This is a genomic window from Lactobacillus sp. XV31L, from assembly GCF_059900865.1.
Map to the genome: position 1 here is coordinate 54,504 of NZ_JBWXGC010000001.1, position 25,667 is coordinate 80,170.

The following is a 25,667-nucleotide window of genomic DNA, read 5'->3' on the forward strand; positions in this document are numbered from 1 at the left end:
CCTTTTTTGCCTACAATTAGGCTAATAAAATATTTGTGTATTCATGATGGAGAAAAAAGTGAAAGTAAAAGCCAGAACCATTTTATTTTGGTTCATTATAATTCAGCCCTTTTTAGACCTTTATTGGTTCTATCATGGCCCCTTGGCAGAAATATTGCCCTTTACCCTGCCTACAATTATCCGAATCTTAGCTATTGCAGTAGTGACTTGCTTGTTTTTTAGCCAAAAAAAGTCTTGGCACAAGCTAACTGCACAAAGATGGCTGCTAGTTTATCTGGCCCTGCTAATTCTTTATTCTGCCCTGCACCTTGTCCATGTCAAAAACTTTACCAGCATCAGTCCCAATGGTTATGGTTATTCAGCCAGTGGCGAACTTTTTTACCTGATTAGGATGACCCTGCCACTGGTAACAATTTATTTAACCAGTGAGTTGCACTTCACGCAGAAACAACTGCGACAAGTAATTGAGGGACTCTCAGGACTTTTTTCGGGAACGATTGTCTTGTCCAACCTTTTTGTCATTTCGCTAAAGTCATACGAGACAGGAACAATCAGCGCAAATATTTTTGCCTGGTTCATTAACCCTAACATTGGCTACTCGCACATGGCTTCGAAAGGCTTTTTCAACTTTACCAACATGGTTTCAGCGGTCCTCTTCATGCTGTTGCCACTCATGCTCTATTACATGTTTACCGCCTTCAGTTGGCAGACTGTTCTTTTGAACGTAGTCCAAGCCTTGGCAATGATTGAGATTGGCACCAAGGTGGCAGCTATTGGCTTAGTTGGCGGTATTGTTGTCAGCCTCCTTTTGTTTCTTATTCACCGGTATTGGATTAAGGATGTCCAAAAAGCTGGCAAGGCAGTCGCTGTTGCGATCCTCATTGAACTGGGTGCACTCGCCATCTTGCCCTTTGGGCCAGCAATCCAACGCTACAATTACGAAATTTACCTGGCCCAACAATCTGACCACGACTTAAGTGAAAAAAAGCAGGCCCTTGCGGCTGGACTGCAAAAATACCCTAGCGGCGAGGGCAGGGCCAACTTTTTGCGTGACTTTATCAAGCAAAACTACCAGGCATACGCACTCAACCCCAAGTTCGTCTTCAAGAGCTACCCCTACCAGTATGATCCCGAGTTCTGGCTGAAAATCATCCGCGAACCTGGCCAAAGCCGGATGGAAAACCGTCACGTGGAAGAAGCCATGCTTAATCAAGTCGTCAAAACCAACAACAACCCTTGGGACAAGTTCTTGGGCATCTCCTTTGTGCGAGAAAACAATATTTTTAACCTTGAGCGCGACTTTGCTGCACAGGTTTACTCCTTGGGTTGGTGCGGCATGCTGCTTTTTGTCGGTCCGTACCTGGCGGTGCTTGCCTATGCTGCATACCGCTGGCTCAGGTTTCAAGCGGCGCGAACTTACTTGGTCAGTTCACTGTTAGTTTCAACCAGCTCCATCCTGCTAGCTGCCTTTTCCTCTGGCAACGTCATGGACTTTTTAACAGCCAGCTTTATCTTGGCCTTTGTAGAGGGCAACTTGCTCGTCCAAGTAAGAAAAAAGCAATAGTAAAAGCGTGGAAATCACTTTAGTAGCGACTTCCACGCTTTTTACATAAAAACTATTTATTCTTGATGAATGAGGCGTCTGGCACCCGGATCAGGTAATATCGCATTGCGTTGTGTCCAGCGTGGAGGCCAATTCCGTTTTGCCAGACCTTTTTATATGTTGCAGTATAAACTGCAACATATGCCCGCTGGTACTTGCGGTCCATTTTCAACAATTCCTTCTTGTCGTATGGAATGCGCGCAGCATTTAAAGCAAGCGGCTTTTTACCATAGACAACACTTGCAAAGTCGCTTGCAACCCGCGACTTTCTTCCAGCACGGTAATAAGTATAGGTCTGCGTCCCGATTTTCTTCTTTTTGGAGTCAACCGTTACGTAACTTGAATTCCCTGTACCTGTGTTTATAACTAGCGGCTGGTAGGTAATCGTTGATGAAATCTTGCTTGTATCGTCCAAGTCAGGATTATCTAGCATGGTCTGGCTGAAAAGCCAAACAAAACCGACCACCAAAAGCGATACTTCCAAAAAATCAACTGCCAGATTAGGCCAGCTAAACCGACGGTGTTTTTTGATAATCAGAGTAATCCTGCGCTTGCGAATATTTTGAATTACAAACACTAAATAAAGTATAACAATGACCCACAATAAAATGCCCAGTAGATTCCAACTAAACATATCAGCCTCCTGTGATTGCTTTCACTATATTGCAAAACAATTACTTGTAGTTATTTACTAATGCCCCTTTTAGTTTAACCCTAAAAACCGCTTTCTCCCAACAGCTACTTTTTCTTGGTCTTAGTGCCCTTTTTAGTTGCCGTTCTGCGCGTCTTAGTCTTAACAGGCGCGGTCTTTTTCGCCGTTTTTTTTGCTTCGACTTTCTTCTTGGTAGGAGCTGCTGGTTTTTCATATTCACGCACATGTTGCAGCTTATCTCCAATAGCTTCTGCCAACTTAGCAATAACGCCAGCTTCATCTTGCATTAATTCTTCTTCTGTTGCCAGTTGGTCAATCCTAAAGCCCGATGCATTCAGATATTCAGACTGCGTTTCAAAGTAAACAAAAACAGGATAGTTCTTGCCCTCCTCAAAAAAGTTCGCCACCTTCTTATAATTACTGTAAGGCAGGTTGATAATGTTGCTTTCTAGTGCAAAGGTAACTGGACGCTGGCCATTTACTTCCAATGCCACGTGGCTTAAAGACCCATGTTTGATTGCTGTAGCAGTTTCCTGAACCATCTTGGAAGCAAGCTCCTTAACCCTGGCCTTAGACTTGCTAATGTCAGCGTACTTGACGGTTTCCAAGTCCTGCAAGTAATCTTGCTGGGCTATTTTTTCGTTTAAATTTTTTAAATCAATTTCCAAGTTAAAAAATCCTTTTTCATGTTAATCACTTATTATTCTTCTTTACGATACCTAATTTCGTATCTAAAAACAATTCATTTTTATTTCTTTACAAAATCTTTTTTAAAAACATTGCTCTAAAAAAACAAAATTCCAAAGCGTTTACAAGATTTCCTCCTGGATAAAAGCCAATAATTACGGGGCCTGTACTAGCAAATAAAATAACAACTTCTCTTTGTCCAACTACCAAAAGTTAATTTATGATTAACATTCGCAAAATAGGCCTCTAGGTACTTTACAAGCGTTTTCACAAAGTGTAAATTAATCATGTAACTAAAAATTTTCAACTAAATTTTTTAACTGAAAGGTAGACACATATGTCAAATAAAGTTTACACAGATTATTTCTATAATTCCGAAGATTTTGACAAAAATCACGGTATGGGATACAAGGACCTTCACATGCCTGAGGGCGTTGAAGCACAACCATTAATTGTTCCTCCAGTTTTGGAACCTGACAAGCAAGAAGGCAATGACATTTGGTTCACCATTGAATCTCAAGAAGGCGAATTCCAATTCTTGCCTGGCAAGAAGACCCATACTTGGGGCTACAACTTCCCAGTTTTGGGCAAGACCATGGTTTTAAAGACTGGCCAGCACGTTCACGTAACCCTGAAGAACAGCTTGCCAGAATTGACCACATACCACTGGCATGGTATGGACGTTCCCGGACCAGGCGCTGATGGTGCTTGTCACTCACCTGTATATCCAGGCGAAGAAAAGCAAATTGACTTCTATGTCAACCAGCCTGCTGCTCTAACTTGGCTGCACGCTCACCCATGTCCATCAACTGCTGAACAAGTTTGGATGGGCCTTGCAATGGGTGTTGTTATTACTGATGACAACGAAGCTAAGCTTCCTATCCCTAAAACCTATGGTAAGGACGAGTTCCCAATCATTTTACAGGACCGGATCTTCCACGAAGACAATCAATTTGATTACAAGACTGATTACAATCCAATGGGTATCTTTGGTGAAGTTCCAGTTATCAATGCTGTTGTTCGTCCTTACGTTGATGTTACTACTCAAAAAGTACGTTTGCTCTTCTTGGGTGGTTCTAACCGCCGTGAGTGGAGATTGCACTTTTCTGATGACTTGGTAATGACCCAAATCGCTGGTGATGACTCCTTCTTAGAGCATCCAGTTAAGATGACTAAGATCTTAATCGGACCAGGCGAGCGTCAACAAGTCGTTGTTGACTTTGGTGACTACAAGGATGGCGATGTTGTCAACCTTTACACTGATGACTTCAAACTGGTTGAATTCCGAATTCACAAGTATGAACGCGACGACAGCATAATTCCTGACACCTTGTTTGTACCTGATTATCCAGACGTTGACCCGAAGGCAGAAATCCGCAAGGTCACAATGGACAACCACAACCTGATCAACGGCAGACAATTCAAGATGGACAGAATTGACATGAAGCAAACGCTCATGAGCACTGAATATTGGGACATTACCAACACTAATGACAAGACCAATGGAATGATTCACCCATTCCACATTCACGGTGCCCACTTCATCGTTATCACTCGTGATGGCAAGGAACCTTACCCTAACGAAAGAAACGTCTACAAGGACACGGTTGAGGTTGCTCCACAAGAAACTGTCCGTGTTAAAGTTTGCTTTGAAAATCCTGGAGTCTTCATGTATCACTGCCATATCATCGAGCACGAAGATGCTGGTATGATGGCTCAGATCCAAATCGTTGATCCAAAGGAACCAGATAAGAAGTATGATTTAATGGATATGCAAACTCTGACCAAGGCTTTTGCCGAAGAAAGAGGCATTCCAATGAATGAAGTTTGGTGCCCAGGAATGGATACTGAAGGTATGGAAACCACTGGTGTTGACCACACAATGGATTCACTTTCAGGTGCCAGCCACCACTAATATCTTTAAACAATAAAAATTAGTAAAAATCGCTCAATTGTTGGGCGATTTTTTGCTTTAACCAATATTTCTATGCTTAAATAAGCTTATTATGAGCAAGAAAAAATCTTCCCGTCGTCCCGTAATCATTATCTTTTTTAGTGTGGTGATCATCGGTATAGTCTGGACTGCCCTTAACTCTGCGGACTTCAAGAACCAGTTCGATTGGTTAACATTGAAGCAGGAGCAAAAACTGGATGTGCCCTTGGAAAATCAATACCCCGAGCTTCCTAATGGCTGTGAGGTAACCTCTTTAGCCATGCTTTTGCGTTACTATGGCATCAAGGTAAGCAAGTTAGACCTGTCCCAGAACATTAAGCATGTTTCTTCTTTTAGCAGCGATGGCCAGTACCGTGGCAACCCACATGTTGGCTTTGTAGGCTATATGAGCCAGGCTAACGCTGGTTGGTGCGTTTATAATGAGCCCCTAGAGCAAGTCGCCCGCAGATATACCAACCGCATCCAGAATGCAAGTGGGCGTGACTTTATCCAGGTGCTTAAGCTGGTATCAGATGGCCATCCTGTTATGATCATCACCACCATTACCTTCAACCGGGTAAAAGACATGCAGACGTGGAAGACAGCTCAAGGTCCGGTTCATGTTACACCCTCTTCACATGCTTGCGTCATCACTGGCTTCAACCGGGATACCCAAAAGGTTTACGTCAATGATCCATTCGGTCATAAGAACAAGGTCGTATCCTGGCAAAAATTGGAAAGCAGCTACAAGAAGCAAGGCAAGCAGGCCCTATACATTAGTTAAAAGCATGAAAAAAGAGCAAGTTCACTTAAGAACTTGCTCTTTTCAAATCGAGGCCCATTAAAAATAGGTGACTACTTCTGTTCACATCAGGTTGGTCAACAGCCGACACTTCCCGTGTCTGCCACTTAAGGCAGGCGTCCTCATCCAAATCCGCATCTCGCGTTTTTGTCGACTCGTATTGTTTATTATAGGCGTTCTGCCCTCATTTGTAAAATCTTTTTACCCTAAAAAAGATTTCAACAAACATGTTGGACAAGAGCATCCCTAAAGCAATCGAGCCTGTAACAATAATCACGCGCAAGAAAGCATCGCTGGCACCATTAAGGTTGCCAGACGTCAATTCCCGAACAGCCTGGTAAGCTGGGACACCGGGAACCAGCGGGACAATTGCTGGAATATAAAAGACTGTGGCCGGGCACTTTTTTCTGCGTGCAAAGACCATCCCTAAAATGCCAATAGCAAATGACCCTAGCAAGTTGGACAAGAGTCGCCCCATGAAGGCCCGCATTGCTAGCCAATAAATCATCCAGCTAATAGTTCCGCTGAGGCCAGCCAAGTTAAGAACGCGCCGAGGTACATTGATGGTCAGGGCAAAGCCTGCAGAAGCCAAGTAAGCAAAAGTAATGTTAATAATAATTTCTAACCAGAAAGGCATTTTTATGCTCCCAAAAATTTCAAAATAATACCAACACCCCCGCCAAGCGCAAAGGCAGTCAAAAGTGCCTCACAGACGCGGACAATCCCGGACAACAAGTCACCCTTAAAGAGGTCACGCAGGGCATTGGTAAGAGCTAGCCCTGGAACCAGAGGCATGAGCGCCCCAGTAAGAATATTGTCAATGGTCATATGCGGAAAAATGTGTACAAGTCCGACCGCAACAGTAGTCATGATGAGTGTGGCTACGAGTTCTGCTAAAAATTTAATATTAGTGTAGCGCTTAAAGTAATAAAAAGAAACAAAACCAATGGCGCCTACCACTGCGGCCGCCGGAAAGTCAATCCAATCGTAGTCGTCCATGAACATGACCATTAGTGTTGCACTTAAAACAGCCGCACCAATCGTCTGCAGCCAAAGTGGAAAAGTAGGCACGCCTTGGTGAGCAATCTCATCCACTTTTTGTTTGACCTGGCTTAGGTCAATTTCGCGTGCAGCAAAGGCCCGCGATAGCGAATTGATGCGATCAACCAATTCTAAGTTGATGTTGCGTTCATGCACCAGTATGCTCTGACAGTAATTGCCCCGGTCTAAACTCATAAAAAGCCCGGTAGGCACAACAAAAACGCGTGGATCTGGTTCGCCTGCACTTTTGGCAATGCGGATCATCGTATCTTCAACACGGTACATTTCGCTTCCGCCCTCAATCATTAGCTCACCGGCGGTCAAGCATGTATCCAATAATTCTTGGTAAAAAAGTTTATCCTGCTGACTAGACATGGTACCCTCAAAATTTATTCATTGTTTCAATATCAATCGTCTTATCAATCCAGTCGCCCTGGAAAAAATCACGCTCGTGACTCACAATAATTACACCACCGGGAAAATTAACAATTGCTTGTCGCAGTGCATCCTTTGAATCACGGTCCAGGTGGTTGGTTGGCTCATCAAGAAACAAGAGGTTGGCTGGTTCAAACTGCATCTTGGCCAGCTTGACCTTCTCCTGCTCGCCGCCCGATAGCTTCTTGAGCGGACTCATTGCCTGCTGTGCAGTTACGCCCAGACGAGCTAATGCACCACGCAATTCCTTGGGCTTTTTGCGGTCAAATTCTTCTTGCAAGTATTGCAGCGGCGTCATGTTATTGTTCGGCCAAACAAGGTCCTGCTTGAAATAGGCTACTTTAGCAGTGGTTGACAATTCAAAAGAGCCAAAGATTGGTGGCACTTGCCCTAGCAGCGTCCTAAGCAGAGTCGTTTTACCGATCCCGTTAAAGCCAGTGATAGCAACTTTTTCATTGCCACCAACAGAGAAGTTGAAGGCTTCAGTGACCAAGGCTTGGTCATAGCCAATTACCAGGTCTTGCGTCTGCAAAAGCAAGTTGGCCGCCGTTGCTAGATAGGGAAAGTCAAAGTGCACCCGCTTGTTACCCTTGGGCGGGTTAAGTATATCCATCCTAGCCAGCTGCTTTTCACGCGACTTGGCACTTTTGGACCGCGTCCCGGCCTTGTTCTTGCTAATGTAAGCCTGCGTCTTGGCAATCTTGCGCTGCTGGTTGGTATATGCCTTCAGGTAGGTTTCACGGTTAGCAGACTTTTGTAGCATGGCCTGCTTGAGCGTTCCCGTGTATCGTGTAATCGTTCCAATATCAATATCAATGATACAGTTAGCAATTCGCCCCAAAAAATCATAGTCGTGGCTGACGACGATAAAGGCACCAGCAAAATCATTGAGGTAGCCTACTAACCAGTCAACATGACCAACATCAAGGTAGTTAGTGGGCTCATCAAGCAAGAGGACTTCAGGACTCTGAAGGAGCAGCTTGGCTAGAATAATTTTGGACCGCTGTCCACCAGAAAGCTTAGCCACGTCATGTTCATAGCCTAATTCGGCCAATCCTAGACCTGAGGCCACACGCTCAATTTCTGTATCAATGCCATAAAAATTATTTTCTTCTAAATATGTCTGCAGTTTGCCCGCCTGATCTAATAGGCTACTATCGCCTTGATCTGCGTACTGGGCATACAGGTCGCTTAACGCCTTTTCCTTGCGATAAAGCGGTTCAAAAGCCGTCTGCAAAAAGCCCCGAATCGTGACTCCTGGCGTGAGCTTGGCATACTGGTCAAGGTAGCCAACCGTCACATGGTTCTGCCACTTGACTTGACCCTCATCTGGAAGCATCTCGCCTGTCAAAATCTTAATCAAAGTGGACTTGCCCACCCCATTTTGACCGGTGACGCCCATGTGGTCTTCTTTGTTGAGAACAAAGTTCCCATCCTCGTACAATGTTTTGTCCACAAAGCTCTGCCCCAAATTTTTAACCGTCAATAAACTCATTAGCAATCCTCTTTCAAAATACGACTCGCCTTAGTATATAATAAAGTTGTTCGTTTGGCTTGTCTTGGCAACCAAAATTTTCAGGTCGTATCGGCGCTGTTATTGCAAAATAAAGTCATTATTATTCTAATTATTTATTGTATCTGCTCTATAATATTGTCAATTTCGCTTTACATGCCAAGGAGAATAAAAATGAAGCTAAAGAAAATCTTATTTGCGCTTGCAGCCATAGTGACAGTTGAAACAGCTAGCGCAGCTGCCATCACCTCAAGTGCCCCAGTCCAGGCTAAGACCAGCAACGCATTCTTTCCTAAAAAGATACGTGGCACTTGGTATCGTTATGATAGTGACAGCAATAAGGTCACCAAAGAAATATTCACTAAGAAACAGCGGATATCTTACGATGACCAGGGCAAAAAGATTTTGGCTTCTCTGCATCCTAAGCAAGGCAAAAAGAAGATTGATCCTATGTTTACCAAGAAAAAGAATAACTGGGCAGTTATTGCAGGATATCCTAGGGCACATGGACGCAAGTGGCTAAATGTTCAAGGCTAGTATCAAGTAGCTGGTGATGGCATCTTCTATAATGTTGCTAAGCTAGACGGCCACCAAGTTCTCACTATAGCTTTTGGCGCTGGTATTGAGCATGCTAGCCACGAATATCGGTCAGCTAAACTTGCCCAGCAGCTAAAAGACCGCCATTATTCCCAGTTTAAATATTAGACCAAAAAAGGCAAAGCACATCTATAGTGTTTTGCCTTTTTTGGACCTTTGAAATTTAGTTAAAGCTGTCTGGCTCATTTTGGAAAAACCTCTGCAAAAAGGCCCTATTAACCAGTAAAATTTAAGCAATCTGACTTCAGTTTTTTACTGGTGGTCTTCTTCATACTTTTGCAGTGCTTCCAACACCTTAGGCCAGTAGCGTTTAGGCAGGATTAACTGCAGCTTGTTATGGTAAATGGGAAAGTCGGTGCTCTTCATACCTGTGATCTGGGCCAGGTCCTCATCTGTTAGATTAAACTCGCGTGCAATCCGCTTGATTTCCACCGATGCATGTCCCCTAAACCAGGACAGGACAAAGAAGAAGAGGGCAAAAGCACTTGCACCAAGCACAGCACCAGAAAGAGCCCACTGAAATGTGTTCAGACAAATAAAAAATACTGCAATAAAGGCAATCAGTGCTGATAGCACGCCATAAATAACCGGGAAAAGGGCTGGTTTGCGCATTCCATCCTCCTATTGTTCAAATATCATTTTGGTAGCTAGTTATTGGCCGATGAATCTGTCGTGTCGCTGCCTTCGCTGGTAACAACCGAGCTATAAATTTGGTAATTGGTGAAGGGACTAGGGTCACTCCACTTGATGTTATTGTTTTGCTCATTCAACTTGTTAAGCCGCGTTTCATCATTGTCAAGCACCACCTTGTCCAAGCCAAGATTTTTGCGCATCTTATCTGATGCCTTCTGCAGCTCCTTGGTTGGAGCCACTTGAATTGACGCACCATTGATCCAAGCATCATGGCCCTGGATGTGGTCACTATCAATGTGCCGGGAACAATTGCGGTAGTTCAAAGCCAGTGCCAGCATATCATTAAAGGTCAAGTTAGTCTTAACATACTTAGTAAAAATCTTAACCAACTTACGGTAGTTGCCGATAGTGTCAACAGAGATAGCCTTGTGGACAACTGCTTCAATCACCTGCCGCTGACGTACTTGCCGGCCATAGTCGCCGCGCGGGTCGTCATGGCGCATCCGCACATAGGCTACTGCGTGCCGCCCATTCAAGTGTTGCTTGCCTTTGTGAAAATCACACCAGTCATAAGTGAAGTTGAAGGGCACCTTAACATCGACACCGCCAACTGCATCAACCAGACTCTTGAGCGCCTTCATGTTGACTTCAACGTAATAATAGATTGGAACATCAACTAAAGCCGAAACCGTTTTGACTGAGGCAGTACTTCCACCCACGCCAAAAGCAGAATTAATTCGAAACATGTTGTACTTGTCGCCAGGGTCGCCTAAAATATTAGCTAGGGTATCCCGCGGAATTGAGGTCATTGTTGCCTTGTTTTTGGATGGATTGGCAGTGGCCAAGATCAGGGTATCAGAATTGCCCCGGTCATGGCGACCCTCAATCCCCTGATCCACACCTAGAATCAAAATTGAAATCGGCTGCCTATTGGCAATCCGTGCTGAAATAGCCGAATTGCCATTTTGCCCGTCAATTGCACTATGCAAAGAAAAATACATGTGTGCCGCCCAGGCGACACCAAAGCAAACACACACCGTGGCTAAGATACCACAGAGTCGTGCAAAAACATTTCCTTTCAGCGCCTTGGTTGGTGCTGCTAGAGTATGATTACGATGAAGATTGAGCGAAGACCGCCTTTGACGGTAATCTTCTCGCCGTTTTGAACTTGGATTCATTCCACTAATTAATTCCTTCCGTAATTATCCATATTTATTTTTATCACTTATAAGCCTGAATTGAAATATTGGCAAAGATAATTAATAATATCTTATTTTTTGGTTTTTAACATATTAGCACAATTCTATGCCAAACAAGCAAAGGAGAATTTTTAATGACAATACCCAAGAGAACAGAGGTCGCAGATGCATTAAAGTGGGACCTCACCCGCGTATTCAAGTCTGACCAAGACTGGGAAGCAGAATATGAGCAAACCAAGCAGGCTGTGCAAAACCTGAGCAGTCTAAAGGCTGACTTCAGTACATCTGGCAAGAATCTTTATCATGGCTTGGGCCAAATTTTGGCAGTCCAACGCAAACTGGAAAAAGTCTACGTGTATGCCACAATGGCCAGCGATGTTGACACCAGCAATGCGCACTATCTGGGTTACGTTGCCCGGGTCCAGACGCTTGCCAGCCAGTTTGAAGCCGCAACTGCATTCATGAGCCCAGTTATCTTAAGCCTTTCCACCGCCAAGCTCAACCAATTTAAGCAAGCTGAACCACGGCTGCATGATTATGACCACTTACTCGACCAAATCACGCGCAAACGTCCTCATACGTTGTCAGCCCAAGAAGAAAAACTAGTTGCTGACGCTAAAGATGCGATGAGTGCATCGGAAAATACTTATAACGTCTTGACTAACTCGGACATGGAATATGGCTATGTGCAAGATGATAAAGGCGAGATGGTGCAGTTGTCCGATGGCCTTTATAGTCTGCTGATTCAGTCGCAAGACCGCAAAGTGTGCCGCGGCGCCTTTGACACGATGTATGCCAGCTATGGCCAATTTGAAAATTCTTTGGCTGCAACCCTGGCTGGTGCAGTCAAGACTCATAATTATGATGCACGCGTCCACCACTACGATTCTGCTCGCAATGCTGCAATGCATGAAAATGGCGTACCTACTGTTGTTTATGACACCCTTATCCAAGAAGTCGACGAACACTTGGACCTGCTCCATGACTATGTGGACTTACGTAAGCAGATTCTTGGTCTAGATGACTTGCAGATGTGGGACATGTACGTTCCTCTGACTGGCAAGCCTGCCTTGTCTTATACCTTTGAGCAAGCTAAAGCAGAAGCCAAGAAGGCTCTACTTCCATTAGGCAGCGACTACTTGAAGCAGGTTGACTATATCTTTAATAATCGGATTATCGACGTTGTTGAATCCCAAAACAAAGCGACCGGGGCTTATTCTGGCGGCTCATATGATACTGATGCATACGAACTGCTCAATTGGGAAGACAATGTTGACTCACTTTACACTCTAGTCCACGAGACTGGCCACTCTGTCCACAGCATGTACACCCGGCAGGCCCAACCATATGTGTACGGCGACTACCCCATCTTTGTCGCTGAAATTGCGTCAACGACTAATGAAAACATTTTGACGGAATATTTTTTAGACCAAGTAACCGATCCACAAACACGTGCCTTCATCCTCAACTACTACCTAGACTCCTTCAAGGGAACCTTGTATAGGCAGACCCAGTTTGCCGAATTCGAGCAGACCATCCATGATTTAGATGCACGCGGCGAAGCGCTAACTGCCGAGCGCCTGGACAGCCTTTATGGTGACCTTAACCAGCGTTACTATGGGCCTAGCGTAGTCCCTGGCGGAGATATTGCCAAGGAGTGGGCGCGCATTCCGCACTTTTACTACGACTTCTATGTTTATCAGTATGCAACTGGCTTTGCTGCTGCAACTGCTCTAGCCAATAATGTGGTTCATGGTACTCCTGACCAAAAAGAAGCCTACCTGGACTTTCTCAAGTCTGGTTCCAGCGACTACCCCGTTGAAATCATGAAAAAGGCAGGTGTTGACATGACCAAGCCTGATTACTTAGAAGAGGCCTTTGCCACCTTTGCCAAACGGCTTAATGAGTTTAAGACAATTGTTAACCATAACTTTAAGTAGCCGCTGAATTTAAATAAGGGTTTCACCACATGGTGAGCCCCTTATTTTTTTGATGTTATACTTGTCTTATTAATTAACAGCCACCTACGTTACTTATTCACTAGACAATAGGAACTCATGATGAAAGATAATGACTACTTACAACGATACTTAGATTCTGCCGGTAAGGTGAAAACCTGGCCCGGAAAGGAAAAAAGGCGACTGCTGGTCTTAAAATATCTGGCCAGCAAGTTTGATCCAGCCAAAAAATATAGTGAGCAGGAAGTGAATGCTATCTTGATGAATTTCATTGCTGATTACGTTACGCGCAGACGCGACTTAATCGATAAGCACTTTTTATGCAGGACAGACGATGGCAAACTTTATTGGTTAAATCAATCAATGAGTGCATAAATCAAAGACCAAAGAGCACAATTTTATCTTGTTTAGATAATTTTAACCATAAAAATACGACTCCCAAAATTGTCTTAATTTCGGGGTCGGATCATTTTCTCAAATATTTAGTTTAACAATACTAGTCTTTTTTCCTGTCGCCAAAAAGCGTACTAGCTATTGCCCCAACTAACATTAATCCACCCAGCGCCATCAAAGCTGCATTTGCCTGTTTATTTTGTCCAGTTTGCGGCAAGCTCTTTGTCTGCTTTTGCCGATTAGACGACTGCGTAGACGGTATAGCTGCTGTATTCACTGTTCTTGCCTTATGGCTAGTCTGCACAGAAACTGTTCTATGCTGGCTTTTTGTCATTGGTTCTCCTTCATGGGTATTGCTGTTTGCTGTAGACGTTTTACCATTAGAGCCATTCGGTCTAGTGGGTATCGTGGGATTGGGATCAACTGGTGCTGCAGGAGTTATTAGCTGTGGCCGCGTCGGAGATATTGGGCTAGGATTTACTGGTGCTGGTGGGATTACTGGTTGTGGTTGTTTGGGAGGAGCTGGCACAGGATCTGCTGGCTGAGATTGACCAATCTTAGGCTTATATACACAAGTTACTTCCTGTGAGGTCAGACCAAATTTGCCATGGTCACTGACGCCACCTTTAATATGATCAAATATGTAGTTGCCCACATCAGGATAGTCTACAGTATAGTCACCACTTTTATGACCCTTTAATACGATGTCGGGCTGGATCGGGTGTCCCTGCTCATCTTGATAATGCACCCAGACAATCGTACCCCAGTAATATGTTCCTGCATCATTACCCTTATATGTTTGCCACAGCTTGTCTGACTTCCAACCCGTAAGGCCGGTGACTTGCGGATTAGTAATGTTGAACCAAGAATACTGGTTTGAAGGCTTGGTCGGGTCCTGCAAGTTTGTATTATTTCCATCATAAGTAAAGCTAAAATCTGGCCCTAATTTCAGGTAGTTAAGACTGGCCAAATTGGAAAACATGCCCACAATCATTGTATCTTTAGAAATATTCCAGGAACTTAGGTCCAGACTGGTCAAGCTCTCACAATTTGTAAACGCACTTCCCATATTTTGAACATTTGATGTATCCCATGTGCTCAGATCCAGACTGGTCAGCTTCCAGCAGCCGTCAAACATAGATAACATTTGCTTTAAACTGGAAGTTTTCCATCCAAGTTCAGGGTGACCAAATTGCTGCTATCTAAGAACATATAGGTCATATCAGTAACCTTAGACACGTCCCAATGACCTAAATCCAAGTCAGTCAAGCTGGTACAATATGAAAACATCATCTGCATGTTTGTGACGTTAGAAACATTGAAGTGCTTTACATTCAAGTGACTTAGCGCATAATCATTAGCAAACATCGTTTCCATATCCGTGACTTGCGCAGTGTCCCACAAACTCAAATCTAAACTAGTTAGGTTTCCACAACCGTCAAACAAACCGGCCATATCCTGGACTTTTGAAGTATCCCAAGAATTTACGTTCAAAGTAGCTATTTTTGCATTTTCAAACATGCTATTCATGTTAGTAACTCTTGAGGTAAAGGTGACTCAGGTCTAAGCTTGCTATGACAGGCCCTGAAATGGTAGGCCCTGAAATCATCGCAAACATCCTGCTCATATCAGTAACTTCTGCAGTATCAAGATTATCTAAGCCGTCAATTTGGTTGAATTGTAGTCCATCAAATAGCCTGCTAGCAGATCCAATAACTTTTAGAGGCGCCTTAATGACAATTTTATCAAAATTCGAATTCTGTTTGCCATCAAGCTTGCCATTATGAATATAATCAGCCAAGCTTAAATTGTAATTGCCAGAGCTGTTATCAATTGTCCCGCCTGTGATAACCAAGGTACCCAAGTCAGATGGATTCTGCCCCGGCTCATATTTTAAATTGTTCTTGTTCCAGCCATAAAGCATATCCGCTGAACGTACTATATTTCTCTTCTTGACTTGGTCAGTCTGATCGTCTGCGACGCTTTGCTTTTCATTCAAGTTATTAGCTTTATCGCTCGAAGCAGCTCTCGCCTGTCCAGCATTTTCAGCCTGCTGGTCGCTGGCAGGAACACGATTATCGCCTATACCGTCTTGTGCCGGAGTTGAATGGGATTCGTAAATACCCCCCCCCCAATGATTTTGAGCTAGTCCAGTTTCCAAAGCTGGTTGCGACTTTTTAGTCTGCACATTAATTATCTTTAGCTTTGGCGCATTTCTTTTTTTAGCAAGTGCTCCAGCTGGATTACTTGCTAAACGCGCAGCCTTAACCGTCTTTTGGTTGGCAGCACCCATTAACCCTAGTGCAGCTGCTGTAAAACTGCTAAAGAGTATCTTCCTGCTATTGGCATACATGCCTTTGACCTTGCCCATCCTTTGCCTACCTTTGTCATTATATATTAAAATTACTGCCGTTATAAATTACCTTAGTTATAGTATAATACACTTGAATTTGTATAGCCAAAATTTTCGCTAGCTTTAACCAATTTCGCTACAAAACAAAAGACCAAGTGCGTTTTATTAATCACACTTGGTCTATGATGTTTTCTATTTATGCTTCTAATACTTTGGCTAAGAAATCTTGTGCACGTTCAGTTTTAGGATGGGCAAAAAATTCTTCCGGACGAGCTTTCTCTTGGATGTAGCCGTCAGCCATGAACCAAACTTCATCAGCCACATTCTTGGCAAAGCCCATTTCGTGGGTAACAACAACCATTGTCATCCCTTTTTGGGCTAAGTCTTGCATAACCTTCAATACCTCGCCCACCATTTCAGGGTCAAGCGCACTAGTTGGTTCGTCAAACAACATCACTTTCGGATCCATCGCTAACGCCCGGGCAATTGCCACCCGTTGCTGCTGGCCTCCTGACAGACTTGCCGGAAATGCTTCAGCCTTATCAGCCAAGCCCACTTGGTCTAGCAGTGCCGTAGCAATTGCAGTGGCTTTCTCATCATTAAGACCCTTCACCTTCATTGGGGCCAACTTAATATTTTCAATTATATTCATGTGCGGGAAGAGGTTAAATTGCTGAAAGACCATGCCCATCTTCATACGCAAGCTATCGAGCTGGGATTCGCTCAATGCAGTCAACTCTTGGTCTTCAAACAAAACCTTGCCCGCACTGGGCTGGTCTAGCAGGTTCAGGCAGCGCAAAAAGGTACTCTTGCCAGCACCCGATGGTCCCACCAGGCAAATCACCTGCCCCTCTTCGACTACTGCATTAACATCTTTTAAGACTTCATTTACGCCAAAGAGCTTTTTTAAGTGTTCAACTTTTAATATTGCGGCCTTCTTAGTCATGGTTCATTTTCCTTTCAAAGTGTTTCATTAAGCTGGAGAGGCCAAACGTAATGATAAAGTACAAGATCATCGTAATAACAAGCGGCATGACTCCGCGGTAGGTATCCGCCTGAACAATCCGTGACTGGTAAATTAAGTCCTTGACACCAATCACTGATACAATTGAACTTTCCTTGATCAAAGAAACGAACTCATTGCCCAAAGCGGGCCAGATATTCTTCATGGCCTGCGGCATAATAACATAGCGCATTGTCTTTGCTCGCGATAAGCCCAGAGAACGAGAAGCTTCTTTTTGCCCTACCGCAATTGAATTAATCCCCGAGCGGATGACCTCAGCGACGTAGGCTGCTGAGTTCAGTGACACCGCGATAATACCGGACAATAGTGCTGGTATATTGACTACAACACCCAAGCCAAAGTAAATGAAGAGCAGCTGCACCATTAAGGGCGTTCCCCGGACAAATTCAACATAGGCTGTAGCTACCGAGCGGGCCAACTGATTGTGTCCAAGGCGCATCAAAGCTAGTAGAGCCCCTAGCAAAAAGCCAAAGAAAACGGCAATGATTGAAATAAAGAGGGTATACCCAACACCTGCAATAAAGAAGTCTTTATAAGCCCACATTGAGTTGGAGGCCTTGCCTTTCTTCTTTGACTTGCCCGCAGTCAGGTACTTGCCAGCACGTGGCAGGTATTGCTGGTTGACCAAGTCCTTTTTCTTGATCTCGGCAATCGACTTATTGGCTTCCTTCACTAGGCTCCCAGCTCCCTTATGGAAGGCAACTGCGTAGCCTGCTGAGTCAACCTTAAAGCCTGAAGGAATAGCCATTATGCCACTGGTGTTCTTAGCAAAGGCATTAGCAGTTGCAGTATCAACTGCCACTGCATCAAACTTGTTAGTCTTAAGACCCAAAATGAGATCATTGTCCTTGTCCATTGTCCTCAACTTGGTCTTTTTGGCCTGCTCTTTGATCAAAGTAGCCTGCAAACTTCCCGTTTGCGCACCAATTGTCTTGCCTGCAAAAGAGTGGTAGTCCTTGTACTTGCCCTTATCTGCAGTCCGAATCAACAAGTCCTGACCACCCTTGTAGTATGCTTTACTAAAGGCCACACTCTGGGCTCTTTTGGGCGTTGCATCCATGCCTGAGATAACCATGTCAATCTTGCCCGTCTCCAAGCCCACTAAGAGCGAATCAAAATCCATGGTGTGGACAACCAACTTAACGCCCATATCACGCGCAATTTTTTGCCCTACTTCAATGTCCATTCCTACAATCTTTGATTTGCCATTAATATTTTGCACAAATTCATAAGGAGGGAAGTCGGGACTGGTACCCATGACCAATTCACCTCTTTGCTCAACCTTTCGCAGGTAGTTGTCACTTGCTTGAGGTGTTTGACTGCTTTTAGCAGCACTGGCCTTTTGTGGCATCAGCGTCAGCATCATTACCGCGATAATAATTGCTTTGAGCCACTTCAACGGTTTTTTCATGTTTTTCCCTCCGTCTTTTACATTGCAATAATAATAGTATAAAAATTAAAACAAAATTACAATGTTTCTTTGGACTTTATCCGTTGTAAACTAAAAAAGCCCTATTTACTAGTTGCTTAAACTAGTAAATAGAGCAATTTTAAAACTTAATTACTACATCACTTAAGAATGCGAAGCGCCTGATACAGCATCTGATTCGTCATCCTTCATCTGATTCTCAGCAGTTACAGGATACGGCTTAATTCTAGTCGGATCAGTATTTGACTTCAGGTTATCCGCGCTGTAGTTAATGTGTGCAATCTTGGCATGCTTAACATCTTCAATTGTCTTGCAGCCCGTCAATTGCATGTCAATCAGCAGTTCTTGGTTAAGCTGTTCAATCACTGATTGAACTCCCTTAGGTCCACCTAAGGCTAAACCGTATAGGTAAGGACGACCAACGCCAACCAAGTCAGCACCAAGTGCTAAGGCCTTGAAGACATGTGACCCACGGCGAACTCCTGAATCAAAAATGATTGGAACACGGTGGTTAACGGCCTTGGCGATTTCTGGCAACATGTCAATAGTTGCTGGACCACTGTCGACTTCACGACCACCGTGGTTGGTTACATAGATACCATCAGCTCCGCAACCCATAGCCAGGTAAGCATCCTCGGCACAAACTACACCCTTGACAAAGACTGGCAAGCCAGACATTTCCTTAATGCGGCGAACATCGTCAGGACCAATCTTTTGTGCAGATGAAGCGTACATCTGTGCAACTGTTTGACCTTCGCCTTTGGCTCCTTGATAACGAGTGAAGAAGTCTAGCGGAACTGGGTAGGCAAACTTAGTTCTAAGATTGGCTTCACGAAAACCAGAGACAAGTGCGTCAACTGTTAAGAAAATCCCCTTATAACCAGCCTTCTTGATCGCATCAAAGACCATCTTGTTGAATTCCCAATCCTTGCTCAAGTAAAGTTGGAAGAAACGTGGTGCATCTGGAGCTGCTGCTGCAATTTCTTCAACACTCTTGTTGCCATAAGTACTTGATGCAAATAATGCTCCAACTGCTGCAGCACCCTTTTGGGTCGCAACTTCAGCGTCCTTATGAGCAATACCGTGACAAGCAATCGGTGAAATCATTACTGGGGTTTTCAGCTTCATGCCCATGAATTCAGTATCCAGTTGTGGGTTGTCCATGTTGGTCAAGGCACGCGGTACGATCTGGAAGTGGTTAAAGGCAGTGGTGTTGTTGCGCCAAGTCCACTCGTTTTCTGAACCAGAAGCGATGTAGTAGTATGCACCTTCTGGCATAACTTCCTTAGCACGTTCCTCAAGCTCGTCAAGGTTAATCATGTCAATTTTTTCGTCTCGGTCACTTTGCGGAAAACCATTATAGTATGATGTCATTTTAAAGACTCCTTTATTTATTAAATCTTTCTACAACTAATTATACATGAAAATGCTTACAAAAGTTAGTGAAAATTGCTAAAGAATGTTTAAATAACAGTCTTAGCGCTGTGTTTATTTTCACAATATCAGCAAAATATTTTTTTGCTTCAAGTTTCAAATTGCCGTAATCACAAGTTATGTTTAACCAAGTGGGTGAAGTAAGTAACAAGATAGATTAATACTTCAATCACAGCAATGAAAAAGGTGACTGGCAGGTTAGTAATAAAACCAAGATAGAGGCCCAGCCATACCCCAATTAAGGCCAGAGCAACCGACCAGGCAATCATAGCCGGGACAGTTTTACCCAAGTAGTTTGCCGTAGCCGGTGGCAGCGTCAGCAGGATGAAGACCAAGAGGGACCCAACAATCTGGGCTCCAATTGAAACAGACATTGCCAATGCGACCAGGAAAATCAAGCTGACTATCCCCGTCTTGACCCCATGAGCCAGGGCTCCAATATGATCAAAGGAGTCAAAATTCAACGAGCGCTGAATAATCCCAATCAACAACAAAACGATAATTGATAAGACAACTAGCTGGACTACGCCTTGCTTGTCAACGCCGATAATGCTGCCAAACAAAATATTAGTAGCATAATTGCTATTAGAGCCCGAAATAGCCAAAAACAAAACTCCCAGGCCAACAAAAAGTGCGGAAATTGCACTGATTGACGATTCCTTTTGCTCGCTATGAAGAGATAGCTCTCCTACGCTGATTGAACCTAACAATGTGAATAAGAGCATCCCCCAAAGCGGACTGATGCCTAGCCAGACAGCAAATGCTGCTCCAGCAAAACCAATTTCAGACAAGGTATGAGCTAAAAAACTGAAGTTGCGGGCGACAACATAGACCCCAACTGTACCACAAGTAATTGCAATAAAGGTGCTGGCCAAGAAGGCATTACGCATAAAGTCAAAAGCAAACATTATTCATAGACCTCCTCAAACTGGGGCATTTCCCCCTGGTCGATCCGGCCATGATGCAAATACAGGTAGTTTTGCATATACTTACGTGCCAGAGGCACATCGTGCGTGACAAACAAAACCGTTATCCTGTGCTCTTCATTTAGGTGTCTAAGCAGCTTCATCAGTTCATCCTTGGCAACAGGATCAAGGCTAGCCGTCGCTTCATCCAAAATAATCATGTTGGGATTATCAAGCAGAGCCTGGGCTAAGTATGCCCTTTGCTTTTGGCCCCCAGAAGCTTCGCCCATACGCGTGCCTTTAATTGCAGCCAAGTCAGTCTCTTCAAGCTGCTTTTGGATGGTCTGCTTCACTTTCTTGCTTTTAATAACTGGTGCATTTAAGCCAACAAAGGCTTCAATTGACAGTGGATACTCAGCGTCAATATTGCGAAACTGGGGCACATAACCTAGCCGCAAGTCTTGGGTAAACTTATACTTGCCACTAGTTGGCGTCAACATGCCCATCAGGATACTAATCAGGGTCGTTTTCCCCGCGCCATTGGGTCCTAACAGTGCCGTCATAGAACCTTTTTTCAGGTTAAAGCTCACATCTGTAAAAACTGTCTTCTTTTCAAATCTCATTGAGAGATTATCAACTTCTAAAATATCAGTCAAATTATCATCCTCTCAACTACTTCTTAAAATTACCCATTTTAACGTATTGATTAACATTGACTGGATAATACTTGCCCCCGTTAATTTTCACGCGGCCGCCATAAGTTCTCATAAATTGACCACGATACATCTTGCCTATATTGACACGCTGACCTGCACTATTATAAACGAAGGCATTATGCCTTAAAAGACGCAATTTGCCCTCCACGTTACTGGCCACAATATACTGATCTATGCCAATCTGCAGGTACTTCTTGCCATTGATTGTTTTGTTGCTATAGATTGCCAGCTGAGCTCCTGCCTTCTTAGTCGAAACCTTAACGGCAGAGCCATTTTCATCATAAACTTTTGCATTATGCATTAGAGTTTTAGTCGCTATTGGCTTAGGCAGCGTAGGTGTTGTCGGCTTAGTAGGCATAACTGGCGCTACTGGCTTGGTTGGCTGTACTGCAGGATTATCAACTGTACTTCCAGAATCCTGTTGGTCATAGTAATACTTGATCAGGTCATAGAATTCATCCATCGAGTAGCCCCACTTGGCGAAGTAACCGTCAGGATCGGTATGGTCAGTGCCGCCTAAAAATTGGGAAACAGCATGGTGAGACCAAACTGTACCCTTGCCATCGTGGGCCGCATTATCTGGTACCAGGTTATACTGGTGCAGTATTTGAGCTACATAGATTGCATCGTTGTTAATGCTCTTGGCAAAGTTGTCCAGGGTGCTCTCTTGACACAATTCTACTTGGAAAAAGCGGTTGTTGGCCTTGGGACCTGCGCCCCAAACACCATAGTCTGGCGTTGACATCTGGATAACACCAGTATGGTCTACAAAGGCATGCGCATAAGCGTAGATATTCATCCACTCCCGGTTGAAGTAGATTGCCTCAGCGTGTGCACTGGCACCAGGGGTTGCTGTCTCATGGATAACCACTCCTTCAGGTTTGCCCGTGCGGTATTCAATCTTATTTTTAGCGGTGAAACTGTTGTAAGGAATACCTTCTTTTTTCAGCATTTGGTCCAAGTAGGTTACCCCGCTAAAGCTATTTTGCTTGGCCGTGTCATTAATAGTACTGGCATGTACTTCTGTTGCTATTGCAATCGTTTGGGCCGGGATAGCGATTCCGGCAGCTAATGCTAGTGCCGCAATTATTTTTTTCATAATTAATTCCTCTTGAATTATTTCTTAGCCACTTGTGCTAAAGCTTGGTAATTTTTAGTCATCCATTCAAGGTAAGTGGTCTTATTAGGGATGGTTTCACGCACTTTGAGCAGCGGGACTTGGTGTTCCTTGGCCAACTTGACAAAGCCATCAACCGTTGAACTGGAAGTTTGTGCATTAAGAACGAAAAAGGCGATTTTCCCTTTTTTGATTTCTGTGGTCATTTTTTGAACTGCCGCTGGACTTGGATCTGTTTCGTTTTGAATAGCCTTTTCAAAGTCCTCGTTAGCCACCTTCACGTGTGCTGCTTCCAGGGCATAGTCAAAGACAGGTTCGCTCACAAAGACTTTTTGATTGTGGCCATTAATCTGGGCTGCTGTTTTCTTAATCTGATCAACTTGGCCCAGATACTTGCGGGCGTTAGCACGATAATCATCTGCGTGGGCAGGGTCCAGCTTGCTCAACCGCTTCACCAGGTAGTTGACATACTTTTCAGGCATGTCCAGGTCAAACCAAATATGCGGGTTGGCACCCTTCTTTAAGCCCATCAAGTCTTCACCAACAATGACTGGCTTTTTATCAACCGAAGAAGCCAGCTTGTTCATCCAACTATCATAGCCTAAGCCATTGGCTACAACAATGTCAGCACTTGACAATTGTTTAGCATCATTTGTCGTCGGCTCAAAATCATGTGGGTCAGCGGCCGGATTTTTAATAATGGCCTTGGCCGTACCATGCTTACCGACTATGTTCTTAGCAATATCGGCGTAAACATTGGTTGTGGTCATAATCGAAATTTTACTACTCTTTTGCGGCTTTTGCGAGCATCCACTTAAGCTTACCAGCAGGATGGCAATCATTGCAGTAAAAGCAAAAAGCTTTTTAAATTTATTAATTGGTTTTTTCATTCTATTCTCTTTTCTATCACTTAAAAATTACTTGTTCCAATTTGCCTTTGTTATTCTTTTATTTTGAGTGTTATACGGTAGTTTTAACTGTAAGTGATGTCCACTTACAATTAGTAACTATTATATATCAAAAGGTACTTACTTACAAATAGTAATTAAAGCCCAACCTAAGTTATCTAATTATTGCATTAGCTTTTAATAAATTCATTATTTATGGTTTCGCAGAAAACAAAAAGACGTGCGGCCAACCCGTACGACTTCAGTGTAAGTAAATGTTAATTAATAATAATTTTTAAACTACAATCCAATCATATGAGCAAAGACTGGAACCAACATATTATCGACTAAAGCGGTGGCAACCACGGCAACAGCTGCCATTGCACCTTGAGTCGAGCCCATTTCCAAAGCAAAAGCCGAGCCAATCGTATGACCGGCAGCACCAAGTCCCAGACCAGCACCAAGTGGATCCTTATTCAGGTTGAACCATCTGACCAGCTGCTTGCCCAATGCATAGATTACGACTGCATTTAGAATGCAAGCCATGGCCGTAACTGAAGCATTTCCGCCAATTGCCTGCGTCAGCGGCATGGCCACAGCAGTTGTAGCCGACTGGCTAAGCATTGACTTGATGCCAATATTGTCTAGACCCACCGCCTTGGCAACAAGTGTGATCAGCACCATTGAAATAAACGTTCCAACGACTAAACCTAGCAGGATAACCAGCCAGTTTTTCTTAACAACATCATTGCGTTTATATAACGGTACTGCGAAAGCAATTGTGGCTGGTGTAATAAACCAGAAAATGATATCCCCGCCAGGCTTGTAGGCCTTAGTATAGACTTCGGCAGTGGTCGTCCCCAAAAATTTGGCGATGACGATCAACACCGCAATGCCCAAAACCATCCCAACAAAAAGCGGCTGAAAAAGAAAGAAACCTTTCGACTTCTTAAATAGCCACTGACCAATTAAGAAGACAATCAATGAAAGAAAAACACCAAAAAGCGGCGTAGTTAAGTACTGCATTATTTGGCCTCCCTTACTTCCTTTTGCTTGGCGACATCAAGTTGGCTGCTAGTCAGTTTGCCTACAAGCCAGCTAAAAAAGCGGGTAGTGTATGCCATAACCACTAGCATAATCACCGTTGAAGCCACTACTACAATGACCAATTGCAGTCCTTGCGTTTGCATAATCTTGAGGTTACCTGCTAGTGATATTCCTGATGGAACAAACATGAAGCCGATCATCGAAATCAGTGCACTCCCAAATGAATCAACCCATTCCACTTTAATAATGTGAATTGTCAATAAAGTATACAGCAGAACGAGGCCAATCACCGGTGTCGGTACCGGGAAAGACTTAGGCATTAGGTCAGAGATCAGCTGTGCAGCAAATAGTATTGCAGCGTAAATAAACATCTGAACTAGTAGCGGCGCTGATTTTGTCTTTTCTTTTTTCATGGAACTCATTTCCTCTCTCATTACATTTTTTGATTTCATGTAATAAGATAGTCCCTTAATTGCTAACTGGAAGCGGTTAAGCAGTGAACAAGCAAAAATGACCCGTGAACTGCACCAAGACAATTTCACAAGACCATCAGGGTGACTCTTTCAATTCTTCTTACATCCCCAGGCGCTCATTTAAGGACTTGCGGTAAGAGCGGCCGACTTGGATCTTGTCAGCATTGCTCATCACAAGCAGCAAGGTGTGGTTGAACCACGGCTGCACTTCCTTGATATCCTCAATGTTGACAATAGCATTGCGTTGAACCTGCATAAAGTGGGCAGTTGGCAAGCGGTCTTTGAGCCAAGACAAGGTCTTGCGCGTTTCAAACTTTTGCTTGGCTGTTGAAATGGTCAACACACCATTATTAACTGTGGCCGCTACCACATCAAATTTTTTAATGACCACATTACGGTCTGCCAGCTCAATGCCAAGCACCTCATTCTCCGTATTATCAGCAGCAACGTGCGGCTGCTTGGTGGACAAAATATTAGTCGCCTTCAAGATAGCTTGGTCAATACGGTCTTGTTCAAAGGGCTTGAGGACATAGTCAACAGCACCTACTTCAAAGGCTTTAACGGCATATTCATCATAGGCGGTGGCAAACACAATCAAGGGCGAATAGGCCAACTGCTTAAGTTCAGCTGCTAGTTCAAAGCCGTTTTCTTCATTGAGAGAGATGTCTAGAAACATTAAGTCAATGCGGTGCTTGAGCAAGGCCCCTTGAGCCTCTTTGACGTCTTCGGACTCGTAAAGCTTGACGGACTGCTTTTGCACAATTGAACTCTGCTTAATTAAATAGGATAATTCTGTCCGTGCCAAGGGCTCATCATCAACCACTAAAATCCTCATC

Annotated in this window: 26 protein-coding genes; 6 read left to right on the plus strand and 20 right to left on the minus strand. The window is 43.9% G+C overall.

The genetic code is table 11. From position 1 onward, the window contains the following. Positions 1-58 precede the first annotated feature (58 nt). Positions 59-1,564, plus strand: coding sequence for an O-antigen ligase family protein (locus tag AC2JF7_RS00265; protein ID WP_500725939.1), 1,506 nt, complete (start codon positions 59-61; stop codon positions 1,562-1,564). A gap of 52 nt (positions 1,565-1,616) precedes the next feature. On the opposite strand, the gene AC2JF7_RS00270 is transcribed toward AC2JF7_RS00265, so the two are convergent. Further along, positions 1,617-2,237: an LVIS_2131 family protein gene (locus tag AC2JF7_RS00270; protein WP_500725941.1), complete on the minus strand. Its 621-nt coding sequence runs from the start codon at positions 2,235-2,237 to the stop codon at positions 1,617-1,619. A 104-nt stretch (positions 2,238-2,341) separates the two neighbouring features. After that, positions 2,342-2,923 carry a hypothetical protein gene (locus tag AC2JF7_RS00275; RefSeq protein ID WP_500725943.1) on the minus strand — a complete coding sequence of 194 codons (582 nt, stop codon included), beginning with the start codon at positions 2,921-2,923 and terminating at the stop codon, positions 2,342-2,344. Positions 2,924-3,279: 356 nt separating this feature from the next. Here AC2JF7_RS00275 and AC2JF7_RS00280 point away from each other — a divergent pair, with 356 nt between their 5' ends. Further along, positions 3,280-4,857, plus strand: a complete 1,578-nt coding sequence (locus AC2JF7_RS00280) for a multicopper oxidase family protein (RefSeq protein WP_500725945.1) — start codon at positions 3,280-3,282, stop codon at positions 4,855-4,857. 91 nt (positions 4,858-4,948) lie between these two features. After that, a complete protein-coding gene (locus AC2JF7_RS00285) occupies positions 4,949-5,659 on the plus strand; it encodes a C39 family peptidase (RefSeq protein ID WP_500725947.1) in 711 nt (236 codons plus the stop codon). A 202-nt stretch (positions 5,660-5,861) separates the two neighbouring features. On the opposite strand, the gene AC2JF7_RS00290 is transcribed toward AC2JF7_RS00285, so the two are convergent. Genes AC2JF7_RS00290 through AC2JF7_RS00300 form a run of 3 tightly spaced genes read right to left on the minus strand, consistent with a single transcriptional unit; the run spans position 5,862 to position 8,648 of the window. Then, positions 5,862-6,314 (minus strand): threonine/serine exporter family protein, encoded by a 453-nt coding sequence (locus AC2JF7_RS00290; RefSeq protein WP_500725949.1) that lies wholly within the window; start codon positions 6,312-6,314, stop codon positions 5,862-5,864. 2 nt (positions 6,315-6,316) lie between these two features. Further along, the gene (locus AC2JF7_RS00295; protein ID WP_500725951.1) at positions 6,317-7,093 is read right to left on the minus strand and encodes a threonine/serine exporter family protein; all 777 of its coding nucleotides are present in this window, start codon (positions 7,091-7,093) and stop codon (positions 6,317-6,319) included. A 7-nt stretch (positions 7,094-7,100) separates the two neighbouring features. Then, the gene (locus AC2JF7_RS00300; protein WP_500725953.1) at positions 7,101-8,648 is read right to left on the minus strand and encodes an ABC-F family ATP-binding cassette domain-containing protein; all 1,548 of its coding nucleotides are present in this window, start codon (positions 8,646-8,648) and stop codon (positions 7,101-7,103) included. A 192-nt stretch (positions 8,649-8,840) separates the two neighbouring features. Here AC2JF7_RS00300 and AC2JF7_RS00305 point away from each other — a divergent pair, with 192 nt between their 5' ends. Next, the gene (locus tag AC2JF7_RS00305; protein WP_500725955.1) at positions 8,841-9,203 is read left to right on the plus strand and encodes a hypothetical protein; all 363 of its coding nucleotides are present in this window, start codon (positions 8,841-8,843) and stop codon (positions 9,201-9,203) included. A 312-nt stretch (positions 9,204-9,515) separates the two neighbouring features. Here AC2JF7_RS00305 and AC2JF7_RS00310 read toward each other — a convergent pair whose 3' ends face one another. Continuing rightward, on the minus strand, positions 9,516-9,875 hold the full coding sequence (locus AC2JF7_RS00310) for a hypothetical protein (RefSeq protein ID WP_500725957.1): 360 nt from the start codon (positions 9,873-9,875) through the stop codon (positions 9,516-9,518). Positions 9,876-9,910: 35 nt separating this feature from the next. Beyond that, positions 9,911-11,074, minus strand: coding sequence for an LCP family protein (locus tag AC2JF7_RS00315; RefSeq protein WP_500725959.1), 1,164 nt, complete (start codon positions 11,072-11,074; stop codon positions 9,911-9,913). Positions 11,075-11,229: 155 nt separating this feature from the next. On the opposite strand from AC2JF7_RS00315, the gene pepF reads away from it, so the two are divergent. Together pepF and AC2JF7_RS00325 are read left to right on the plus strand one after the other, a co-directional pair. After that, positions 11,230-13,035 (plus strand): oligoendopeptidase F, encoded by a 1,806-nt coding sequence (gene pepF, locus AC2JF7_RS00320; protein WP_500725961.1) that lies wholly within the window; start codon positions 11,230-11,232, stop codon positions 13,033-13,035. A gap of 117 nt (positions 13,036-13,152) precedes the next feature. Beyond that, on the plus strand, positions 13,153-13,428 hold the full coding sequence (locus AC2JF7_RS00325) for a DUF2087 domain-containing protein (protein WP_500725963.1): 276 nt from the start codon (positions 13,153-13,155) through the stop codon (positions 13,426-13,428). A gap of 121 nt (positions 13,429-13,549) precedes the next feature. On the opposite strand, the gene AC2JF7_RS00330 is transcribed toward AC2JF7_RS00325, so the two are convergent. The 13 genes from AC2JF7_RS00330 to AC2JF7_RS00390 form a co-directional block, all read right to left on the minus strand. Next, positions 13,550-14,584, minus strand: a complete 1,035-nt coding sequence (locus AC2JF7_RS00330; protein WP_500725964.1) for a BspA family leucine-rich repeat surface protein — start codon at positions 14,582-14,584, stop codon at positions 13,550-13,552. A 14-nt stretch (positions 14,585-14,598) separates the two neighbouring features. Further along, positions 14,599-14,967 (minus strand): BspA family leucine-rich repeat surface protein, encoded by a 369-nt coding sequence (locus AC2JF7_RS00335; protein WP_500725966.1) that lies wholly within the window; start codon positions 14,965-14,967, stop codon positions 14,599-14,601. Between the two features lie 10 nt (positions 14,968-14,977). Then, positions 14,978-15,817, minus strand: coding sequence for a hypothetical protein (locus tag AC2JF7_RS00340; protein ID WP_500725968.1), 840 nt, complete (start codon positions 15,815-15,817; stop codon positions 14,978-14,980). Between the two features lie 178 nt (positions 15,818-15,995). Further along, positions 15,996-16,745: an amino acid ABC transporter ATP-binding protein gene (locus AC2JF7_RS00345; RefSeq protein WP_500725970.1), complete on the minus strand. Its 750-nt coding sequence runs from the start codon at positions 16,743-16,745 to the stop codon at positions 15,996-15,998. After that, positions 16,738-18,234 carry an ABC transporter substrate-binding protein/permease gene (locus tag AC2JF7_RS00350; protein WP_500725971.1) on the minus strand — a complete coding sequence of 499 codons (1,497 nt, stop codon included), beginning with the start codon at positions 18,232-18,234 and terminating at the stop codon, positions 16,738-16,740. The genes AC2JF7_RS00345 and AC2JF7_RS00350 overlap by 8 nt, the downstream gene beginning before the upstream one ends. 162 nt (positions 18,235-18,396) lie before the next feature. Further along, complete coding sequence (locus AC2JF7_RS00355) at positions 18,397-19,626, minus strand: lactate oxidase (RefSeq protein WP_500725973.1); 1,230 nt, start codon at positions 19,624-19,626, stop codon at positions 18,397-18,399. Between the two features lie 170 nt (positions 19,627-19,796). After that, positions 19,797-20,594 (minus strand): metal ABC transporter permease, encoded by a 798-nt coding sequence (locus tag AC2JF7_RS00360; protein ID WP_500725975.1) that lies wholly within the window; start codon positions 20,592-20,594, stop codon positions 19,797-19,799. Continuing rightward, positions 20,594-21,214, minus strand: coding sequence for a metal ABC transporter ATP-binding protein (locus AC2JF7_RS00365; RefSeq protein ID WP_500726372.1), 621 nt, complete (start codon positions 21,212-21,214; stop codon positions 20,594-20,596). Before AC2JF7_RS00365 ends, AC2JF7_RS00360 begins: the two co-directional genes overlap by 1 nt. Before the next feature lie 49 nt (positions 21,215-21,263). Further along, positions 21,264-22,406, minus strand: coding sequence for an SLAP domain-containing protein (locus AC2JF7_RS00370; RefSeq protein ID WP_500725977.1), 1,143 nt, complete (start codon positions 22,404-22,406; stop codon positions 21,264-21,266). Between the two features lie 17 nt (positions 22,407-22,423). Then, positions 22,424-23,314, minus strand: a complete 891-nt coding sequence (locus tag AC2JF7_RS00375) for a metal ABC transporter solute-binding protein, Zn/Mn family (protein WP_500725979.1) — start codon at positions 23,312-23,314, stop codon at positions 22,424-22,426. Positions 23,315-23,611: 297 nt separating this feature from the next. Then, positions 23,612-24,337 carry an LrgB family protein gene (locus AC2JF7_RS00380; protein WP_500725981.1) on the minus strand — a complete coding sequence of 242 codons (726 nt, stop codon included), beginning with the start codon at positions 24,335-24,337 and terminating at the stop codon, positions 23,612-23,614. Further along, positions 24,337-24,780, minus strand: a complete 444-nt coding sequence (locus AC2JF7_RS00385; protein WP_500726374.1) for a CidA/LrgA family protein — start codon at positions 24,778-24,780, stop codon at positions 24,337-24,339. Before AC2JF7_RS00385 ends, AC2JF7_RS00380 begins: the two co-directional genes overlap by 1 nt. A 151-nt stretch (positions 24,781-24,931) precedes the next feature. Next, complete coding sequence (locus AC2JF7_RS00390) at positions 24,932-25,666, minus strand: LytTR family transcriptional regulator DNA-binding domain-containing protein (RefSeq protein WP_500725983.1); 735 nt, start codon at positions 25,664-25,666, stop codon at positions 24,932-24,934. Position 25,667: the final 1 nt, after the last annotated feature.

Excerpts from the sequence above, each read along its gene's own strand:
- AC2JF7_RS00305 (WP_500725955.1), top strand. The coding sequence starts at position 8,841 with ATGAAGCTAAAGAAAATCTTATTTGCGCTTGCAGCCATAGTGACAGTT.
- AC2JF7_RS00280 (WP_500725945.1), top strand. The coding sequence starts at position 3,280 with ATGTCAAATAAAGTTTACACAGATTATTTCTATAATTCCGAAGATTTT.
- AC2JF7_RS00375 (WP_500725979.1), bottom strand. The coding sequence starts at position 23,314 with ATGAAAAAACCAATTAATAAATTTAAAAAGCTTTTTGCTTTTACTGCA.
- AC2JF7_RS00370 (WP_500725977.1), bottom strand. The coding sequence starts at position 22,406 with ATGAAAAAAATAATTGCGGCACTAGCATTAGCTGCCGGAATCGCTATC.
- AC2JF7_RS00355 (WP_500725973.1), bottom strand. The coding sequence starts at position 19,626 with ATGACATCATACTATAATGGTTTTCCGCAAAGTGACCGAGACGAAAAA.
- AC2JF7_RS00300 (WP_500725953.1), bottom strand. The coding sequence starts at position 8,648 with ATGAGTTTATTGACGGTTAAAAATTTGGGGCAGAGCTTTGTGGACAAA.
- AC2JF7_RS00360 (WP_500725975.1), bottom strand. The coding sequence starts at position 20,594 with ATGTTTGCTTTTGACTTTATGCGTAATGCCTTCTTGGCCAGCACCTTT.
- AC2JF7_RS00335 (WP_500725966.1), bottom strand. The coding sequence starts at position 14,967 with ATGTTTGAAAATGCAAAAATAGCTACTTTGAACGTAAATTCTTGGGAT.
- AC2JF7_RS00345 (WP_500725970.1), bottom strand. The coding sequence starts at position 16,745 with ATGACTAAGAAGGCCGCAATATTAAAAGTTGAACACTTAAAAAAGCTC.
- pepF (WP_500725961.1), top strand. The coding sequence starts at position 11,230 with ATGACAATACCCAAGAGAACAGAGGTCGCAGATGCATTAAAGTGGGAC.
- AC2JF7_RS00315 (WP_500725959.1), bottom strand. The coding sequence starts at position 11,074 with ATGAATCCAAGTTCAAAACGGCGAGAAGATTACCGTCAAAGGCGGTCT.
- AC2JF7_RS00350 (WP_500725971.1), bottom strand. The coding sequence starts at position 18,234 with ATGAAAAAACCGTTGAAGTGGCTCAAAGCAATTATTATCGCGGTAATG.
- AC2JF7_RS00390 (WP_500725983.1), bottom strand. The coding sequence starts at position 25,666 with ATGAGGATTTTAGTGGTTGATGATGAGCCCTTGGCACGGACAGAATTA.
- AC2JF7_RS00295 (WP_500725951.1), bottom strand. The coding sequence starts at position 7,093 with ATGTCTAGTCAGCAGGATAAACTTTTTTACCAAGAATTATTGGATACA.
- AC2JF7_RS00365 (WP_500726372.1), bottom strand. The coding sequence starts at position 21,214 with ATGAGATTTGAAAAGAAGACAGTTTTTACAGATGTGAGCTTTAACCTG.
- AC2JF7_RS00340 (WP_500725968.1), bottom strand. The coding sequence starts at position 15,817 with ATGGGCAAGGTCAAAGGCATGTATGCCAATAGCAGGAAGATACTCTTT.
- AC2JF7_RS00330 (WP_500725964.1), bottom strand. The coding sequence starts at position 14,584 with ATGTTTGACGGCTGCTGGAAGCTGACCAGTCTGGATCTGAGCACATGG.
- AC2JF7_RS00385 (WP_500726374.1), bottom strand. The coding sequence starts at position 24,780 with ATGAGTTCCATGAAAAAAGAAAAGACAAAATCAGCGCCGCTACTAGTT.
- AC2JF7_RS00325 (WP_500725963.1), top strand. The coding sequence starts at position 13,153 with ATGATGAAAGATAATGACTACTTACAACGATACTTAGATTCTGCCGGT.
- AC2JF7_RS00380 (WP_500725981.1), bottom strand. The coding sequence starts at position 24,337 with ATGCAGTACTTAACTACGCCGCTTTTTGGTGTTTTTCTTTCATTGATT.
- AC2JF7_RS00285 (WP_500725947.1), top strand. The coding sequence starts at position 4,949 with ATGAGCAAGAAAAAATCTTCCCGTCGTCCCGTAATCATTATCTTTTTT.
- AC2JF7_RS00310 (WP_500725957.1), bottom strand. The coding sequence starts at position 9,875 with ATGCGCAAACCAGCCCTTTTCCCGGTTATTTATGGCGTGCTATCAGCA.
- AC2JF7_RS00270 (WP_500725941.1), bottom strand. The coding sequence starts at position 2,237 with ATGTTTAGTTGGAATCTACTGGGCATTTTATTGTGGGTCATTGTTATA.
- AC2JF7_RS00290 (WP_500725949.1), bottom strand. The coding sequence starts at position 6,314 with ATGCCTTTCTGGTTAGAAATTATTATTAACATTACTTTTGCTTACTTG.